The 15599-nt window shown below is 53.3% G+C and carries 16 protein-coding genes; 8 read left to right on the forward strand and 8 right to left on the reverse strand.

Features of this window, described 5'->3' with window-relative positions:
* Window positions 1-74: 74 nt before the first annotated feature.
* The 6 genes from surE to ACTH3S_RS14555 all read left to right on the forward strand — a co-directional run bounded on the left by surE (window position 75) and on the right by ACTH3S_RS14555 (window position 5542).
* A complete protein-coding gene (surE, locus tag ACTH3S_RS14530; protein ID WP_441809726.1) occupies window positions 75-845 on the forward strand; it encodes a 5'/3'-nucleotidase SurE in 771 nt (256 codons plus the stop codon).
* Between the two features lie 23 nt (window positions 846-868).
* Entirely contained in the window at window positions 869-1498 is a 630-nt protein-coding gene (locus ACTH3S_RS14535) for a protein-L-isoaspartate(D-aspartate) O-methyltransferase (RefSeq protein ID WP_441809739.1), read from the forward strand.
* Window positions 1499-1572: 74 nt separating this feature from the next.
* Entirely contained in the window at window positions 1573-2493 is a 921-nt protein-coding gene (locus tag ACTH3S_RS14540) for a DUF368 domain-containing protein (protein WP_441809740.1), read from the forward strand.
* A gap of 294 nt (window positions 2494-2787) precedes the next feature.
* Window positions 2788-3612 carry a peptidoglycan DD-metalloendopeptidase family protein gene (locus ACTH3S_RS14545; RefSeq protein ID WP_441809741.1) on the forward strand — a complete coding sequence of 275 codons (825 nt, stop codon included), beginning with the start codon at window positions 2788-2790 and terminating at the stop codon, window positions 3610-3612.
* A gap of 155 nt (window positions 3613-3767) precedes the next feature.
* Window positions 3768-4760, forward strand: a complete 993-nt coding sequence (gene rpoS, locus ACTH3S_RS14550) for an RNA polymerase sigma factor RpoS (RefSeq protein WP_441809727.1) — start codon at window positions 3768-3770, stop codon at window positions 4758-4760.
* A gap of 206 nt (window positions 4761-4966) precedes the next feature.
* Window positions 4967-5542: a chalcone isomerase family protein gene (locus ACTH3S_RS14555; RefSeq protein WP_441809728.1), complete on the forward strand. Its 576-nt coding sequence runs from the start codon at window positions 4967-4969 to the stop codon at window positions 5540-5542.
* Window positions 5543-5610: 68 nt separating this feature from the next.
* On the opposite strand, the gene nth is transcribed toward ACTH3S_RS14555, so the two are convergent.
* From nth to metG, 8 genes are read right to left on the reverse strand one after another with little or no spacing between them, the layout of a single operon-like run.
* The gene (gene nth / locus ACTH3S_RS14560) at window positions 5611-6249 is read right to left on the reverse strand and encodes an endonuclease III (RefSeq protein WP_441809729.1); all 639 of its coding nucleotides are present in this window, start codon (window positions 6247-6249) and stop codon (window positions 5611-5613) included.
* A gap of 28 nt (window positions 6250-6277) precedes the next feature.
* Window positions 6278-6991, reverse strand: a complete 714-nt coding sequence (locus ACTH3S_RS14565; RefSeq protein WP_441809730.1) for an electron transport complex subunit E — start codon at window positions 6989-6991, stop codon at window positions 6278-6280.
* A gap of 2 nt (window positions 6992-6993) precedes the next feature.
* Complete coding sequence (gene rsxG, locus ACTH3S_RS14570) at window positions 6994-7695, reverse strand: electron transport complex subunit RsxG (protein ID WP_441809731.1); 702 nt, start codon at window positions 7693-7695, stop codon at window positions 6994-6996.
* A 3-nt stretch (window positions 7696-7698) separates the two neighbouring features.
* Complete coding sequence (gene rsxD, locus ACTH3S_RS14575; protein WP_441809732.1) at window positions 7699-8751, reverse strand: electron transport complex subunit RsxD; 1053 nt, start codon at window positions 8749-8751, stop codon at window positions 7699-7701.
* Between the two features lie 18 nt (window positions 8752-8769).
* Window positions 8770-10590 carry an electron transport complex subunit RsxC gene (gene rsxC, locus ACTH3S_RS14580; protein ID WP_441809733.1) on the reverse strand — a complete coding sequence of 607 codons (1821 nt, stop codon included), beginning with the start codon at window positions 10588-10590 and terminating at the stop codon, window positions 8770-8772.
* Window positions 10587-11168 carry an electron transport complex subunit RsxB gene (rsxB, locus tag ACTH3S_RS14585; protein WP_441809734.1) on the reverse strand — a complete coding sequence of 194 codons (582 nt, stop codon included), beginning with the start codon at window positions 11166-11168 and terminating at the stop codon, window positions 10587-10589. The genes rsxC and rsxB overlap by 4 nt, the downstream gene beginning before the upstream one ends.
* 15 nt (window positions 11169-11183) lie before the next feature.
* Entirely contained in the window at window positions 11184-11765 is a 582-nt protein-coding gene (rsxA, locus tag ACTH3S_RS14590; RefSeq protein WP_441809735.1) for an electron transport complex subunit RsxA, read from the reverse strand.
* Window positions 11766-11812: 47 nt separating this feature from the next.
* A complete protein-coding gene (gene metG / locus ACTH3S_RS14595; RefSeq protein WP_441809736.1) occupies window positions 11813-13855 on the reverse strand; it encodes a methionine--tRNA ligase in 2043 nt (680 codons plus the stop codon).
* Window positions 13856-13995: 140 nt separating this feature from the next.
* On the opposite strand from metG, the gene apbC reads away from it, so the two are divergent.
* Window positions 13996-15096: an iron-sulfur cluster carrier protein ApbC gene (gene apbC / locus ACTH3S_RS14600; RefSeq protein WP_441809737.1), complete on the forward strand. Its 1101-nt coding sequence runs from the start codon at window positions 13996-13998 to the stop codon at window positions 15094-15096.
* Between the two features lie 257 nt (window positions 15097-15353).
* Window positions 15354-15599 (forward strand): dCTP deaminase domain-containing protein (locus ACTH3S_RS14605; RefSeq protein ID WP_441809738.1); only part of this gene is annotated, 246 nt, incomplete at its 3' end.

Here is a 15599-nt window from a genome sequence, read left to right on the forward strand (position 1 = left end):
TATTTTTGAGCTTGAGGACATGAGCCTCGGCCAACATAACAAACAACACGGCTAGCTATTTAGTGGAGAGTACTGTGCGTATTCTGTTATCAAATGATGACGGTGTTCATTCACCGGGACTTGTCGCCCTATATGAGGGCCTTAAAGGTCTAGGCGACCTGGAAGTAGTAGCACCTGATAGAGATCACAGCGGGGCGAGTAATGCGTTGACGCTTAATCGTCCTTTAACGGTTGAGCAGCATCCCAATGGTTTTCGCTCTATCGATGGAACACCGACCGACTGCGTGCATCTGGCAGTGAATGGGCTGTTCAATGAGCCTTTCGATCGGGTGGTGTCGGGCATTAACACTCACGCCAATCTCGGTGACGACATTATCTATTCAGGCACCGTAGCGGCCGCAACGGAAGGCCGCCACCTTGGGTTGCCGGCTATTGCTGTCTCACTGGTGAGTGAGGGGCGTAATCATTACGATACAGCCGCCAAAGTTGTACGCATGCTTCTCGAAAGTGACCGTCCTTTTGTTTTAGGGCCGCGCTCCATTTTGAATGTGAATGTACCGGATATCCCTTGGGAAGAGCTTGCAGGTTTCCGAGTGACCCGGTTGGGTGACCGGGAGCGAGCTGAGGGTGCTGTCCCTATGACTTGCCCCCGGGGCAAGGAGCGTTATTGGATAGGCGCGGCCGGAAAAGGCGGCGATGCCGGCCCAGGAACCGATTTTCACGCGGTGGCACAAGGGTACGTCTCGCTGACACCGGTTCACATCGACATGACTCGCCATGAGGCGCTTGTGTCTCTCAGAACCTGGGTGGACTCTCTCCACGCATCCATGGGGGATGGGGCGTGAGCGGCGAGCTTCAAGGTATCGGGATGACATCCCGGCGTACGCGTATGCGCTTGGTGCAGCGCCTCAAGGAATCGGGTATCACGTCAGATCGCGTACTGGAAGTAATGGGGCAGATACCGCGTCACATTTTTCTGGATGAGGCGCTGTCGCACCGGGCTTATGAGGACACGTCGCTTCCTATAGGCTATAACCAGACACTGTCCCAGCCTTATATCGTTGCGCGAATGACGGAGCTGCTGCTCAGGCACGAGCCCGCCAGGGTGCTGGAGTTGGGCACAGGATCCGGTTACCAAACCGCCGTGTTGTCACAGTTGTTTGGCCAGATTTACAGTGTTGAACGCATTAAACCCCTTCAAGATCGTGCCCGGGATCGGCTACGGCAAATCAATATCCGCAATGTCATGCTCAAGCATGCAGACGGTGGTATGGGGTGGCCAGAAAGAGGGCCGTTTGACGGCATTATTGTTACGGCTGCTCCGATGGAAGTGCCGACAGAGTTGCTGGATCAGCTTGCCGATGGTGGCGTTTTGGTCGCTCCTGTTGGTGAAAAACAGCAGGTGCTTGTTGAAGTGATTCGCAACGGTGACCAGTTTGAACGTCGTGAGCTAGAGCCTGTTCGCTTTGTGCCCTTGCTGGGCGGAGTTGTCCGTTGATTCAAAAGCAGCAGGAAACCCTTGCGCAAAACAGCGAGCGCACACAACATCCAGCTTCGGTGTTTTTGAGGGGGATGGCGATGGGTGCTGCGGATATTGTTCCTGGCGTTTCCGGCGGCACCATTGCGTTTATAACGGGTATTTACTTCCGGCTTTTGGAAGCGATTAATGCTGTCCCGGGAGCCGTATTCAAAGATCTCTTTCGGGGTAGGTTGGGTGCTTTTTGGCAGGCCTGTGATGGCACTTTTCTCAGTACCCTGCTGGTGGGGATTCTTGTCAGTATCGTAACGCTGGCTTCTGCGATCAGTTTTCTGCTTGTCGAGTACCCGATTCTGATCTGGAGCTTTTTTTTCGGACTGATTTTGGCGTCTGTCTGGCACATTGGCAGGCAGGCACGGCATTACCGGGTCGCATTGCTTATCCCTCTTGCTGTCGGAATTGTCGCCGCATGGTGGATTACAACCTTGTCTGTAGGCCAGGTTAACCCTTCTGCTTTGGCATTTTTTGCTGCCGGTGCTGTGGCAATATGCGCAATGATCCTGCCCGGCATTTCCGGGAGTTTTATTCTGGTTATTATCGGCATGTATGCGCCGGTTTTAGCCGCCATCAAATCTTTCGATATCGCCTTTTTGCTGCTGTTTATGGCAGGCTGCCTCGTGGGCTTATTGTCTGTTGCAAGGCTTATTACTTGGGCGTTCCATAAGCATCACGACCCGGTACTTGCTCTGCTTACTGGCTTTATGATCGGCGCATTGAATAAGGTCTGGCCTTGGAAGGAAACCCTTAGCTGGCGAACCAATAGCGCAGGTGAACAAGTGCCGCTGGGTGAGCTCAGTATTAGCCCTAGGGCATTTGCGGATATTGCAGGCCAAGACCCTCAGGTTGTCATGGCTGTGGTAATGGTTGTCGCTGGCATCGTTCTGGTTTTGCTGGTCGAGTGGTTTGGTAAGCGCCACCAGCAAGGCCAACCGTCGGTATCTGATAATAGACCCTAATCCGATGTTACCTTTTTGGTCATAGGGGTGTTCCTACCCGTAACAAAGGGCATGGCGGGTAACAGAGATGAGTGGTGAGTAACTTGGAATTGTTTTTGAAATATGCAATAAATTAGCGAGTTACTTTTGAAACTTCAGGATCTTCTTTGACCAGATTCAGAGCCTATACAAAATTCTCATAACCGGACTAGAGTTATTCCTGTGAGATTATTACGTGGGTCAGCTCAAGCCGCGTTGTCGGCCTCCCCGCGGTTCCTCTTCGGTGCCCAGCTTCCCTTATGGGCTTATAAGTGGATTTCTGAAATTAGTAAAGTCTGGCTTGCGCTAATCCCAATTCTGCTTCTTTCCGGTGCCTTGAGTGGTTGCAACACTCAGGCACTTCATCGGGATGATATTTATAACCCGCCGGTATACTGGGGGCGCCATGTCGTTCGCGAGGGCGAGACCCTGTACGGCATTGCATGGAATTACGGCCGTGATTACCGCGAGCTTGGCAGTGCTAATGGGCTCGGACCGCCCTGGACTATTCGGGCAGGGCAGGTGCTTCGGCTGGATGTTCGTGGCACTGCCAAATCCGGAACCAGTAGCCGCACAACGGCAAAGGCATCAAAGCCGGCTGCGAACACCTCCACCAGAAAGGCGCGGGCTAAGCCGCCTGCTCAAACGGCGGCCAATACTCGAAAACCCGCCGTCACTCGCAAGCCAGATACATCCGCACCACTGGCCTCTCGCTCACAGACAGTGGCCAGCATTCCATGGCGCTGGCCCCACTCTGGCACTGTAATTGCAGGTTATTCAGCATCCGGAAAAGTCAATAAAGGCGTTGATATTGCCGGGAAAGCCGGGGATGCTGTAAGAGCCGCCGCAGATGGAAGTGTGGTCTACGCCGGTAATGGACTGCTCGGTTATGGCAATTTGATTATTGTGAATCATAACGAGCAATATCTGAGTGCGTATGCTCATAATCGAAGGATTAGAGTCAGGGAGGGGGAAAACGTAAAAGCCGGGCAAGTTATCGCAGAGCTTGGCAGCAGTGGTTCAGAAAGGCCTAAGTTACATTTTGAAATCCGAAAAAATGGCAACCCGGTCGATCCAGCCCATTACCTGCCACCACGCTAGCGATAGGCGCGGTGTTTCAAACAAGAAAAAAAGGTGGCCTAAGCGCATAAGCGGGCTGTTGAAGAAGTCCTGAATAGAGAATAAATAACCAATGCTCGCAATAAAAAGAAGTATCGAGCGAAAATCCAGGATTGTTGAAAGGCGGGGCAAGAGATATGTCAGCAGAACAAGAAGATATCATTGTTGATCGTATTACCGATGTTGATGAGTCCGAGGACCAGTTACTCGCAGAAGAAAAAATCGATAAGGTTGCCCCAGAGGCTGCCGAAGTCGATGGAGGATTTCCTACCAAAGGGCGTTACTACAGCAGTTCAAAGCAAATGGACGCCACCCAGCTGTATCTTAATGAGATTGGCTTTTCACCACTTCTAACACCGGAAGAAGAAGTCTACTTTGCACGCCTGGCGCGCAAGGGCGAAGAGTCTGGTCGTAAGCGGATGATAGAGAGCAACCTGCGACTGGTCGTGAAAATTGCACGTCGCTATGTGAATCGCGGGCTTACACTGCTGGATCTGATTGAAGAAGGTAATCTCGGATTGATCCGCGCGGTCGAGAAGTTCGATCCCGAGCGAGGCTTCCGTTTTTCCACCTATGCAACCTGGTGGATCCGCCAGACCATAGAGCGGGCGATTATGAACCAGACCCGTACCATCCGGCTGCCTATTCATGTAGTGAAGGAATTGAACCTGTATCTACGAGCCGCCCGCGAGCTCACGCAGAAGCTTGATCATGAGCCAACGGCAGAAGAAATCGCTCAGTTGGTCGATAAGCCGGTCAACGATGTAAAACGTATGCTAGGCCTTAACGAGCGCGTCGCTTCTATGGATACGCCTATCGGCGCTGGCGGTGAGAAATCTTTATTGGATACAGTGGCCGATGAAGGTGCGTCTGATCCTGCCGACGTGTTGCAGGACAACAACATGAGCGCCTGTCTTGGAAAGTGGATTGACCAACTCAGCGACAAACAGCAGGAAGTTCTTTCCCGGCGGTTTGGTCTCAGAGGCTATCCGATCAGCACGCTGGAAGAAGTAGGGCAAGAAATTGGCCTGACCCGCGAGCGGGTTCGTCAGATTCAGGTAGAGGCGCTCAGGCGCTTGCGTGAAATTCTGGAAAAAGAAGGTCTGACTGGCAACCTGCTGTTCAAGTAGCTTTTCTGACGTAGCATCCAAAACGCCAGCCATATCTCATGGCTGGCGTTTTGTGTTTTAGTGGCTCTGAAAAGCTAACCCCGCAAATGAGAACCAGGTGGCGAACCGACCCTTTCTGTCGTTGTTAGAATAGCAGCGCCGGGATCTGTAGATTCGTACCTGGTGACGAATGAATTCTCATAATAATGATTGAAAAGGAAAGGACTATGAAAAAGGCATTTTTGACGGGATTTTCATCCCTGATGCTGGCTGCCACACTCTCAGCTCCTGCTATGGCGTTAACCGTTGGCGGTGTCGATGTCCCGGATACCTATACTGCAAACAGCACTGAGCTACAGCTAAACGGTGCCGGTACTCGCTCGAAGTTCTTCATTGACCTGTATGTTGGCAGCCTTTATGTGCCCCAGGCACAGAACAATGGCAATGTTGTGGTTGATGCAGATGAGCCACAAGCCATTACCCTGCATATTACCTCTGGCATGATCACCAGCGACCGTATGACTGAGGCAACTCTGGAAGGCTTCGAAGCTTCTACGAATGGGGATATGGCGTCTATTCAGTCGGACATTGATCAGTTTATGGCGGTATTCAAAGAGGAAATCAAAGAAGGCGACGTATTTGATCTGGTTTATGTTCCGGGTGAGGGCGTAAAGGTACGCAAGAACAATGAAGATAAAGGCATTGTGGGCGGTCTTGAGTTCAAAAAAGCCCTGTTTGGAATTTGGCTCTCAGATGAGCCGGCTCAGAATAGCCTGAAGAAAAAAATGCTTGGCCGGAGCTGAAAAAGAGCTTCCGTTGATCTCTCAAAAGCCGGCTAACGCCGGCTTTTTTATGGCTTTTAGCTCGAGTGTTACTGGTAGTCGTTTTTCTGTTTAAACTCACACAGATCCTCAATAATGCAGGCACCGCACCTAGGTTTGCGTGCTATGCAGGTGTAGCGGCCATGCAGTATAAGCCAGTGATGGGCGTCTAGCAGAAACTCTTTGGGCACAAACCGCATCAGGCGCTCTTCTACTTCCAAGACGTTCTTGCCTGGGGCAATGCCGGTGCGATTGGATACCCGGAAAATATGCGTATCCACGGCCATGGCAAGCTGCCCGAATGCCGTGTTCAGAACCACGTTAGCCGTCTTGCGGCCAACCCCAGGCAGGGCTTCCAGATCTTCCCGGTTGTCTGGAACAATGCTGTTGTGCTTTTCGATAAGCATACGGCAGGTTTTGATCACGTTCTCTGCTTTGCTGTTAAATAGCCCGATTGTCTTGATGTATTCCTTTAGGCCATCTACACCAAGTGCCAATATGGCTTCTGGTGTGTTAGCGACCGGGTAGAGCTTGTCTGTAGCCTTGTTGACCCCTACATCCGTTGCTTGCGCGGAGAGAATAACCGCAATGAGCAACTCAAACGAATCACTGTAGTTCAGCTCCGTTGTTGGGTTGGGGTTGGCTTCCCGCAATCGGGTGAAAATTTCCAGGCGTTTGGCTTTGTTCATTGTGTTTTATGACAACTCTGGTCGCGGATCATGAGACGTTTCCGGTAACTCGCACACGCTTGCTACCGGGCGTTGCTGCGGGTTGAGCCGCTGATTGGCGTTCTTTGAGGTGGTTGTCTATGCCATTTTTTAGAGCAATCAACAAACCAAGGCCTACGAACGCGCCTGGCGGTAACACCATAAATAGCATGTCTGGGTAGTTGGCAAAGGGTTCTACCACCCAGTTGGCAGCCATGGGGCCCAGCAGTAAGTGCATATCGACAAACAAAGTGCCTTGACCGATCAGTTCACGCATACCACCAAGAATAACAAGCACTATAAAGAAGCCAGCGCCCATCATTGCGCCATCAAGTAGTGCAGGGCCAGGCGCGTTGCGTGAAGCAAACGCATCGGCACGGCCAAGAATGGCGCAGTTGGTGACGATGAGAGGGATAAAGATGCCGAGAATTTGGTATAGCTCGTAGGTGTATGCCTGCATAAGTAACTCAGCGCAGGTTACAAATGAGGCGATAATCATCACGAATGCGGGCAAGCGAACGGATTCGCTGACAAAGTTTCGAATCAGCGACACAGCCAGGTTGGACCCCATTAATACCATTAGGGTTGCCAGCCCTAGGCCGATGGCGTTTACGACGGTGCTGGTGACAGCAAGGAGAGGGCACAGCCCTAGGACCTGCACTAGCGCCGGGTTGTTGTCCCAAAGCCCGTCACGGATAATTTCACCGGAAGTCTTGGTTGCCATAGTTAGGGTTGCTCCACATTCAGGGATTCGTCTGTTAGATCCCCGGGTGTGATCTCAGGGCCAAGCCCTGGTGGGGTTTTGTTCAGTTGAGCCTGGATGACCTGTTGGTGTTTTCGGAAATAGGTTAAGGAATTTTTAACCGCTTTCACCACCGCCCGAGGGGTGATTGTGGCGCCAGTAAACTGGTCAAAAACGCCGCCGTTCTTCTTAACATTCCATTCCCGTGGCGCTGGGTTGCCGAGTGAGCGTCCCTCAAACTCTTTGATCCAGTCAGATTTCCTGGTTTCAATTCGGTCGCCCAGCCCTGGAGTTTCTTTGTGGCCGATAACCCGAACGCCCAGAACAGTACCTTTAAGATCTACGCCTACAAGCAGTTTTATAGGGCCGGAATAACCATCTGGTGCAATGGCGGGCATGATCATGCCGATAGGTTGTCCGTCTTGGCGTGCTATCCACGCGGTCACCGGTTTCTCTGTGGCTAGCCGGTTGCTAGCGGGCAGAGCTACTGTGTCCTTTAGCAAATCGTTGTTATGGGCGCTTTCAGGGATAATTTCAAACAGCGCCTTGGCTTCTGCTCTGGCTGCCTGCTTGGTGATCCGCTCCTCGGTTAGTGACTGGGTAACCGCAATTGTGCCGCCGGTAACAACCGCAAAAATGCCAAGCCCTATGGCGCTGCGGCGAATGGATTGAATCATAGTCGCCATGGTTCAGCTCCTGCCCCGACCGGGCATTCCCCGGCGAGCTTTGTGGTGCCCGTAGGTTCTTGGCGGCGTGTAGTGATCGATAAAGGGTACCGCAAAGTTCATGAGCAAAACGCTGAACGCCACAGCGTCGGGATAGTTGCCCCAGCTTCGAATCAGATAAATGAGCATGCCAATCCCTGCGCCGTAAATCAGCTTTCCTTGATGACTGGTGGCAGCAGAGACCGGATCCGTTGCAATAAAAAACGCACCAAGCATGGTGCCACCGGCCAGCAGGTGTAGTGATAGCGGAGCATATTGATCTGCATTGCTGCCAAAGGCCAAGCTCATTACCGCCAGTGCTGCCACTAAAGCGACGGGGATATGCCAAGTGATAATCCGCAAGCCGATCAGAATAAGACCGCCCACCAAGAAGGCTCCGTTGACCCACTCCCAGCCTTTGGCAATGCCTTCACCGAATGTGGGGTGAGCCAAAACTTCCGCCGCAGTGTGGTTCGCAATCTTGTGTTTGTATTCGTCTAGCGGGGTGGCCATGGTCCAGCCATCAACCGTTGTTTGCTGCCCGGAGGCGATGGCGGACAAAGTGTCCCCAAAACCAGGCGCGCCATTCCATAGCAATGCCGGTTCTGCCCAATTGGTGGTCATGGCAACCGGGAATGAAATCAGCACCAGCGCATAGCCTACCATCGCTGGATTGAACGGGTTGGAGCCTAGCCCGCCATACAATTGCTTGCCAATCACGATGGCTGAAATGACCGCAACGGCTGATACCCAATAAGGTGCGAACTGCGGCAATGAAAGCCCCAGTAACAGCCCTGTGACCGCAGCGGTGTTGTCTTTGAGAACAAATGCGACAGGCTTATTGCGCAGTTTTAGGATGGCCGCCTCAAAGGCCAGAGCAAGCGCAATGCACCAGACAACGTTGATCAGGTTGCCCCAACCAAAGAACAGCGTCTGGGCGAGCAAGCCAGGCAATGCCGCGAGTATGACCCAAAGCATCACCTTGGATGTTGGACGTGCCTTATGGGCATGGGGTGAGGACTGTTGAACAAACGCCATGAAGGTTGAGCCTGATTCCTATTGTTCGGTGGGCTGGGATTCAGTCGCCAGCGTTTTGCGAGCGTCTGCAAGGGCAACTTCCGCCCGTTGTACTCGGTCATGGTTCTTGGCGACAGCACGTTCGAGTTTTTCCACGTTATCTGCCTGCTGAGCTTTCGCCTCTTCGAGCATGGCTTGCATGGATTCCAGCTTGGCGTGTGCTTGGGTTAATTGCGTTTCTAGCGCTTTAATATCGGACATTTCCTTTGCTGGTGCTGCAGCTGCCTGAGCTTTTGCCGCGTCGGTGCTGGCCTTTTTGCGCGCCAGGGCCTGCTCCACCAAGGCAGATCTTGCCGTTCGCTCATCTACAGCCTTGCCGTTGGCAGTAGCCACTTCAGCTTCGGCCTTCGTTTTGAGCTGGGCTTCCGCGGCAGCGTTGGCGCGCTCTTTACGGCGCAGATCCTTCTCTTGCTGCTCGCGGTCGAGCCGTTCCTGTCGAGCTTCGAAGCGTTCTCTGGCCCGGTCTGCTTTGAGTTGTTCTGCGCGCTGAACGCGAATTTCACCCTTCGCGTAGCGGTAGTACTGCACCAGCGGAATAGAGCTGGGGCAGACGTATGAGCAAGCACCGCATTCGATACAATCGAACAGGTTCAGATGCTCTGCCTTTTCAAACTCCGTTGCTTTAGCGTGCCAAAACAACTGTTGTGGCAGCAGCTCCATGGGGCAGACTTCCGCGCACTGTCCGCAGCGGATGCAAGCTTGCTCCGGAGGTGGTGCAGGCAACTCACTGGCGGTCGCGGCAATAATGCAGTTACTGGTTTTGATGACCGGTACCGCCGTGGTGGTCAGGGTATAGCCCATCATGGGGCCGCCAAGAACCAAGCGGTTGGCCCGGTCTGGCTGCAGGCAGGCCTGTTCAAGCAGATAGTCCATAGGCGTGCCAAGAAGAACTTCGAAATTGCCCGGCTTACCTACCGCGTCACCCGTAGCCGTCACCGTGCGACTGATCAGTGGGGTGCCCTCAAGAATCGCTTGTCCAACGGCCAGGGCCGTCCCAACGTTCTGGCACATAACGCCTATGTCGGCTGGAATTCCACCACTGGGCACTTCCATGCCGGTGAGAATTTGGATCAGCTGCTTTTCACCACCAGAGGGATACTTGGTTGGGATGATGGCGATTTCAATTTTGGTGCCCTGGATGGCTTCACGCAGAGCGGTGGCGGCCTCGGGCTTGTTGTCCTCAATGCCAATCACGCAGCGTTCGGGGCGCAGAATCCAGGCCATGACCTTGAGGCCAGCAACAACCTCGTCGGCCCGCTCGCGCATGGTCAGATCATCGGCGGTAATGTAGGGCTCACATTCCGCACCGTTAAGAATCAGGGTGTCGACCTTTCGATCCCGAGGTGGTTTCAGTTTGATGTTCGTGGGGAAGCCGGCGCCGCCCATACCGGAAATGCCTGCGGATAGGATGATCTCTAAAACCTGATCTCGGTCGAGTTTACGGTAGTCGCTGACGGGGTAACGTTCGCACCATTCATCTTTGCCGTCGGGTATCAAAACGATGCATGTGTCCGACATGCCAGAAGGGTGTGGTACTGGATGGTTGCCGATACGTTCAATCACGCCAGATGTGGGAGCATGCACCGGAACGCCCATGCCGTGGTCAACGTTCGCTATTTTCTGGCCTTTCAGTACGCGGTCGCCAATGTCTACTACTGGCTTTGCGGGTTCGCCAATATGTTGTTGCAGTGGCAGCACCAACTGCCCGGGAATGCCCGCTACTTGAATGGGGCGGCTGGTTGAAATCTGCTTATGCTCTGCGGGGTGAACGCCGCCGCTAAAGTCCCAAAGCTTAGTCATTGGGAGTTAGCCTCCTGACGATCCGTAGCGATAATGCCTGGCTCAGGCTGAGACCAGGTCCAACCGCGGATATCCGGTTCAATGGTTATCATGTCGATACAGTCGACAGGGCAGGGCTCCACGCACAAATCGCAACCTGTACATTCACTTTCGATAACCGTGTGCATGTGTTTTGCGGCACCTAGAATGGCGTCCACTGGGCAGGCCTGGATGCATTTAGTGCAACCTATGCACTCATCTTCACGGATAACGGCCACGCGCCGAGCCTGCTCCACGCCATGCTCTGCATCCAGTGGCTGGGGCTCCACATCTAGCAGATCTGCCAGTGATTTGATGGTGGATTCGCCACCCGGTGGGCACTTGTTGATTGGGCCACCATCGGCAATGGATTCGGCATAGGGGCGGCAGCCAGGAAACCCACACTGTCCACACTGGGTTTGTGGTAGCAGCCCGTCAATTTGCTCCACCAGAGGGTTGCCTTCAACCCGGAAACGCTCGGAGGCGAAACCTAACAGGGCGCCAAATACCAAGGCGAGGCCGAGCAAGGCCAGAACAGCGATAATAATGCCTGTCCACATAAAAACGCGTCTCCGTTAAACGCTGACCAGGCCGGTAAAGCCCAGAAACGCCAGTGACATCAACCCTGCGGTAACCATGCCGATAGCCGCACCTTGGAAGGCGGAGGGTACGTCGGCTACGGCAATACGTTCGCGCATTGCCGCAAACAACACCAGTACCAGCGAAAAGCCGGCAGCGGCGCCAAAACCGTAGAGTACTGATTCAACGAAGTTATTGTTTTTATTCAGGTTAAGAAGTGCCACGCCGAGTACGGCGCAGTTGGTAGTGATTAGAGGCAGAAATATGCCCAGCACTCGGTAAAGCAGAGGGCTGGTTTTACGCACCACCATTTCGGTGAACTGAACCACCACCGCAATAACCAGAATGAAGGTGATGGTTTTCAGAAACGCCAAATCCAGAGGCGCCAGCAGATAGGTGTAAGCAAGATAACTGCACACCGACGACAGGGTCAGCACAAACGTGGTGGCCAGGGACATGCCCATAGCTGTTTCCAGCTTGCCTGAAACCCCCATAAAGGGGCACAGGCCCAAGAACTGAACCAGCACGAAGTTGTTCACCAGAATGGTGCTGACCAATATAAGCAAATACTCTGTCATTAGTGTGTCATCATTGCGTCATCGAAGCACTCTGCCTCGATCTCTGTTTACATTACCCGCATACCGGGGGTCGAACCTGAATCTGGCGACAAAAGGAAGATATCCTTGCCACCTGGTCCAGCTGCCAGAACCATGCCTTCAGACATGCCGAATTTCATCTTCCGAGGTTTGAGATTGGCTACCATTACGGTAAGACGCCCCTCAAGATCCTCCGGATTGTAGGCAGACTTGATACCCGCAAACACGTTACGTTCGCCTTGTCCCAAATCAAGCGTCAAACGAAGGAGCTTGTCGGCACCTTCAACATGCTCCGCTTTCACGATTCTCACGACCCGCAGGTCTACTTTCGCGAAGTCATCAAATTCTATTTCATCGGCAATGGCTTCGCTTTTCTCGGGCTGAGCGGGCTCTGCCGGCTTGCCAATCGCTGCGGGCAATTCTTCTTTCGAGGCATCGAGCATTTTTTCGATTTGCGCCATGTCCACACGGCTCATCAATGGCTTGAATTTGTTGATGCTGTGGTTTTCCAGGCGTTCACTGCGGTTGTTCCAATCAAGCTTCGCATTCAGGAAAGCTTCCGCCGCTTTGGCAGTTTCCGGCAATACCGGCGCAAGGTAAGTCATCAACAACTGAAACATGTTGAGAGCGTTGGTGCAGATAGCCTGCAGATTTCCATCCTGACCTTCTTGCTTGGCAATCACCCAAGGTTGTTCATCGTTCACATACTGGTTGGCGATATCTGCCAGCTCCATAATGCGACGCATGGCACGGCCAAACTCACGGGCTTCATAGAGCTCTTCTAGCACTTTACCCGCTTCGATGAATTCTTTCAGCTTGTCATGCTCGGTTACTTCACCAAGCTTTCCGTCGAAACGCTTGGTAATGAAGCCGGCGCTGCGGCTGGCAATGTTGACCACCTTACCCACGAGATCCGAGTTCACCTTGGCGGCAAAGTCCTCCAGGTTGAGGTCCATGTCGTCGACGCCACCGGTAAGTTTGGACGCGAAGTAATAACGCAGATACTCAGGATTGAGATGATCCAGGTACGTGCGGGCCATAATGAACGTACCCCGGGACTTCGACATCTTCTTGCCGTTAACCGTCACAAAGCCGTGGGCCCAAACCGCTGTTGGCGTGCGGAAGCCAGCGTCGTGAAGCATTGCGGGCCAGAACAGAGCGTGGAAGTTGATGATGTCCTTGCCGATAAAGTGATAAACCTCGGCGGTGGAGTCCACCTTCCAGAAGTGTTCAAAGTCGATATTTTCGCGGTTACACAGGTTTTTGAAGCTGGCGAGGTAGCCAATGGGTGCATCCAGCCAAACATAGAAAAACTTGCCTGGCGCATCCGGAATTTCAAAACCAAAATAGGGCGCATCGCGGCTGATGTCCCACTCTTGTAGGCCTGCATCAAGCCATTCAGCCAGCTTATTGGCAACCTGTGGCTGCAGCGCGCCGCTACGGGTCCACTTGGTTAGGAAATCGGTGAAATCAGGCAGCTTGAAGAAGTAGTGCTCCGACTCCTTCTCTATGGGCGTAGCGCCAGATACCGCAGAGCGAGGGTTGATCAGCTCAGATGGCGTGTAAGTTGCGCCACACGCCTCACAGTTATCACCGTATTGATCCTCGGTTTTGCACTTGGGGCAGGTGCCTTTGATAAACCGATCTGCGAGAAACATGTTCTTCTCGGGATCGAAAGATTGAGTGATCTTACGAGTCGCAATATGATCGTTTTGCTGCAACTGCCGGTAGATGTACTCGGAAAAATAGCGGTTCTCTTCCGAATGGGTGGTGTAGTAGTTATCAAAGTGGATATTAAAACCGCTGAAATCCTCTTGATGCTCCCCACGGATCCGATCTATCAGTTGCTCAGAGGTGATGCCCTCACGCTCAGCACGGAGCATAATAGCAGTGCCATGAGCATCGTCGGCGCAAACGTAGTAGCAATTGTGGCCTCGCATGTTCTGATAGCGCACCCAAATATCTGTTTGAATGTATTCCAGCAAATGGCCCAGGTGAATGGGGCCATTGGCGTAGGGCAGGGCGCTGGTAACCAGAATATCGCGCTGTTGCTTTGAACTCGCTTGCGTCATGGTGTGTCCGAACCTTTCGTCAGATATAGGGTTGTATGGTCAGAAACGGCCCCAGATGATACCTTTTGAGCAGAAAATTTTCACCCGAAACACCTGTTTTCATACTGAAAAATCAGTATGAGCTAAGTCCGGAGAATGAGATGACACAGATTTCAGAGCAGGCCCTGCAAGCTGCGGTTCGTGAATACCGAGACCCGTACCTGGAAAAGGATCTGTACGACCTGGGTGCCATAAAGTCGCTGGTCGCGGATGAAGCAGGCAAAGTAACCCTAATGGTAGAGCTGCCATATCCCTCTAAAGGCATTGCGGGAGGCCTGAAACAACTGGTTACCAACGCCCTGGAAAGCGTTGCCGGAGTGGAAGCGGCCGATGTTCACGTGGCCCAAAAAATTCACTCCTACAAAGTTCAGAAAGACCTGCCGTCTGTTCCCGGTGTCAAAAATATCATTGCCGTTGCCTCCGGCAAAGGCGGCGTTGGCAAATCCACCACCGCCGTTAACCTGGCCTTGGCACTGCAAGCCGAAGGCGCCCGCGTAGGCGTTCTGGATGCTGACATCTACGGCCCCAGCATCGGCATGATGCTCGGCGTTCCCAACGGCAAACGCCCAGACACACGGGAAGAAAAGTACTTCCTGCCCATGGAGGCCCACGGCCTACAAGCCATGTCCATGGCCTTCGTAACCACCGACAAAACCCCCATGGTATGGCGCGGCCCCATGGTTAGCGGTGCCGTCATGCAGCTATTGCAGCAAACCCTGTGGAACGAACTCGACTACCTCATTGTCGACATGCCACCGGGCACCGGCGACATCCAGCTCACCTTGGCCCAAAAAGTCCCCGTAACCGGCGCCGTTATCGTCACCACACCCCAAGATATCGCACTGCTTGATGGCAAACGCGGTATAGAAATGTTCCGCAAAGTCGACATCCCCGTTCTCGGCATTGTGGAAAACATGAGCGTGCACATCTGCAGTAACTGCGGCCACGAAGAACACCTGTTCGGCGAAGGCGGCGGCGAACGCATTGCCGACGAATACGAAACAACCCTGCTGGGCCAACTGCCCTTGCACATGACCATCCGCGAACAAACCGACAGCGGCCAACCTACGGTAGTGGCAGAACCAGATTCAGAAGTGGCCCGCCGTTACGGCGACATCGCCCGCAGGGTGGGTGCAGAGCTTTCAACGCGGGAACGCAACCTCAGCGGCTCCATTTCGAGCATGTCTGTAAAGCCGCATTAAGCATGGTTGGCTGAGCGCGGCGAACAGCACTAAGACTGACTCGTGGAGGCGGGGCATTTGTTCCAAAACTGTAGAGGGCCATGGACGGCCCGAAACAAGCGCACATGGATGTGCTTGTAGCGTGTTTTGGGACAAATTCCCCGCCTCCACAGCCCCCAAACCAGCAGGCTTAAGGGCACACAGCGAAGCTTCGACAGAACCCAAGCGAACAGGTAAACTACGCCCCAATTTCCCCCAGTGGCTACGAGACTTCACCCATGAGCATCAAATCCGATAAGTGGATTCGCCGCATGTCCGAACAGCACGGCATGATCGAACCGTTCGAAAGCGGTCAGGTTCGTGAAACGGATAAAGGCAAAGTCATCTCCTACGGCACCTCTAGCTACGGCTACGACGTACGTTGCAGCAACGAATTCAAAATCTTCACCAACGTGCATTCGGCCACCGTCGACCCCAAAAACTTCGACGAAAAAAGCTTCGTAGACTTCACCGGCGACGTCTGC

The sequence above is a fragment of the Marinobacter sp. genome (genome assembly GCF_052094685.1).
GTDB lineage: Bacteria > Pseudomonadota > Gammaproteobacteria > Pseudomonadales > Oleiphilaceae > Marinobacter.

What these genes read in the sequence shown, in the direction of transcription:
- rsxC (WP_441809733.1), bottom strand. Translation starts at nt 10,590, where the DNA reads ATGACTAAGCTTTGGGACTTTAGCGGCGGCGTTCACCCCGCAGAGCAT.
- apbC (WP_441809737.1), top strand. Translation starts at nt 13,996, where the DNA reads ATGACACAGATTTCAGAGCAGGCCCTGCAAGCTGCGGTTCGTGAATAC.
- nth (WP_441809729.1), bottom strand. Translation starts at nt 6,249, where the DNA reads ATGAACAAAGCCAAACGCCTGGAAATTTTCACCCGATTGCGGGAAGCC.
- rsxD (WP_441809732.1), bottom strand. Translation starts at nt 8,751, where the DNA reads ATGGCGTTTGTTCAACAGTCCTCACCCCATGCCCATAAGGCACGTCCA.
- metG (WP_441809736.1), bottom strand. Translation starts at nt 13,855, where the DNA reads ATGACGCAAGCGAGTTCAAAGCAACAGCGCGATATTCTGGTTACCAGC.
- rsxB (WP_441809734.1), bottom strand. Translation starts at nt 11,168, where the DNA reads ATGTGGACAGGCATTATTATCGCTGTTCTGGCCTTGCTCGGCCTCGCC.
- ACTH3S_RS14540 (WP_441809740.1), top strand. Translation starts at nt 1,573, where the DNA reads ATGGCGATGGGTGCTGCGGATATTGTTCCTGGCGTTTCCGGCGGCACC.
- ACTH3S_RS14565 (WP_441809730.1), bottom strand. Translation starts at nt 6,991, where the DNA reads ATGGCAACCAAGACTTCCGGTGAAATTATCCGTGACGGGCTTTGGGAC.
- ACTH3S_RS14555 (WP_441809728.1), top strand. Translation starts at nt 4,967, where the DNA reads ATGAAAAAGGCATTTTTGACGGGATTTTCATCCCTGATGCTGGCTGCC.
- ACTH3S_RS14535 (WP_441809739.1), top strand. Translation starts at nt 869, where the DNA reads ATGACATCCCGGCGTACGCGTATGCGCTTGGTGCAGCGCCTCAAGGAA.
- rpoS (WP_441809727.1), top strand. Translation starts at nt 3,768, where the DNA reads ATGTCAGCAGAACAAGAAGATATCATTGTTGATCGTATTACCGATGTT.
- rsxG (WP_441809731.1), bottom strand. Translation starts at nt 7,695, where the DNA reads ATGGCGACTATGATTCAATCCATTCGCCGCAGCGCCATAGGGCTTGGC.
- rsxA (WP_441809735.1), bottom strand. Translation starts at nt 11,765, where the DNA reads ATGACAGAGTATTTGCTTATATTGGTCAGCACCATTCTGGTGAACAAC.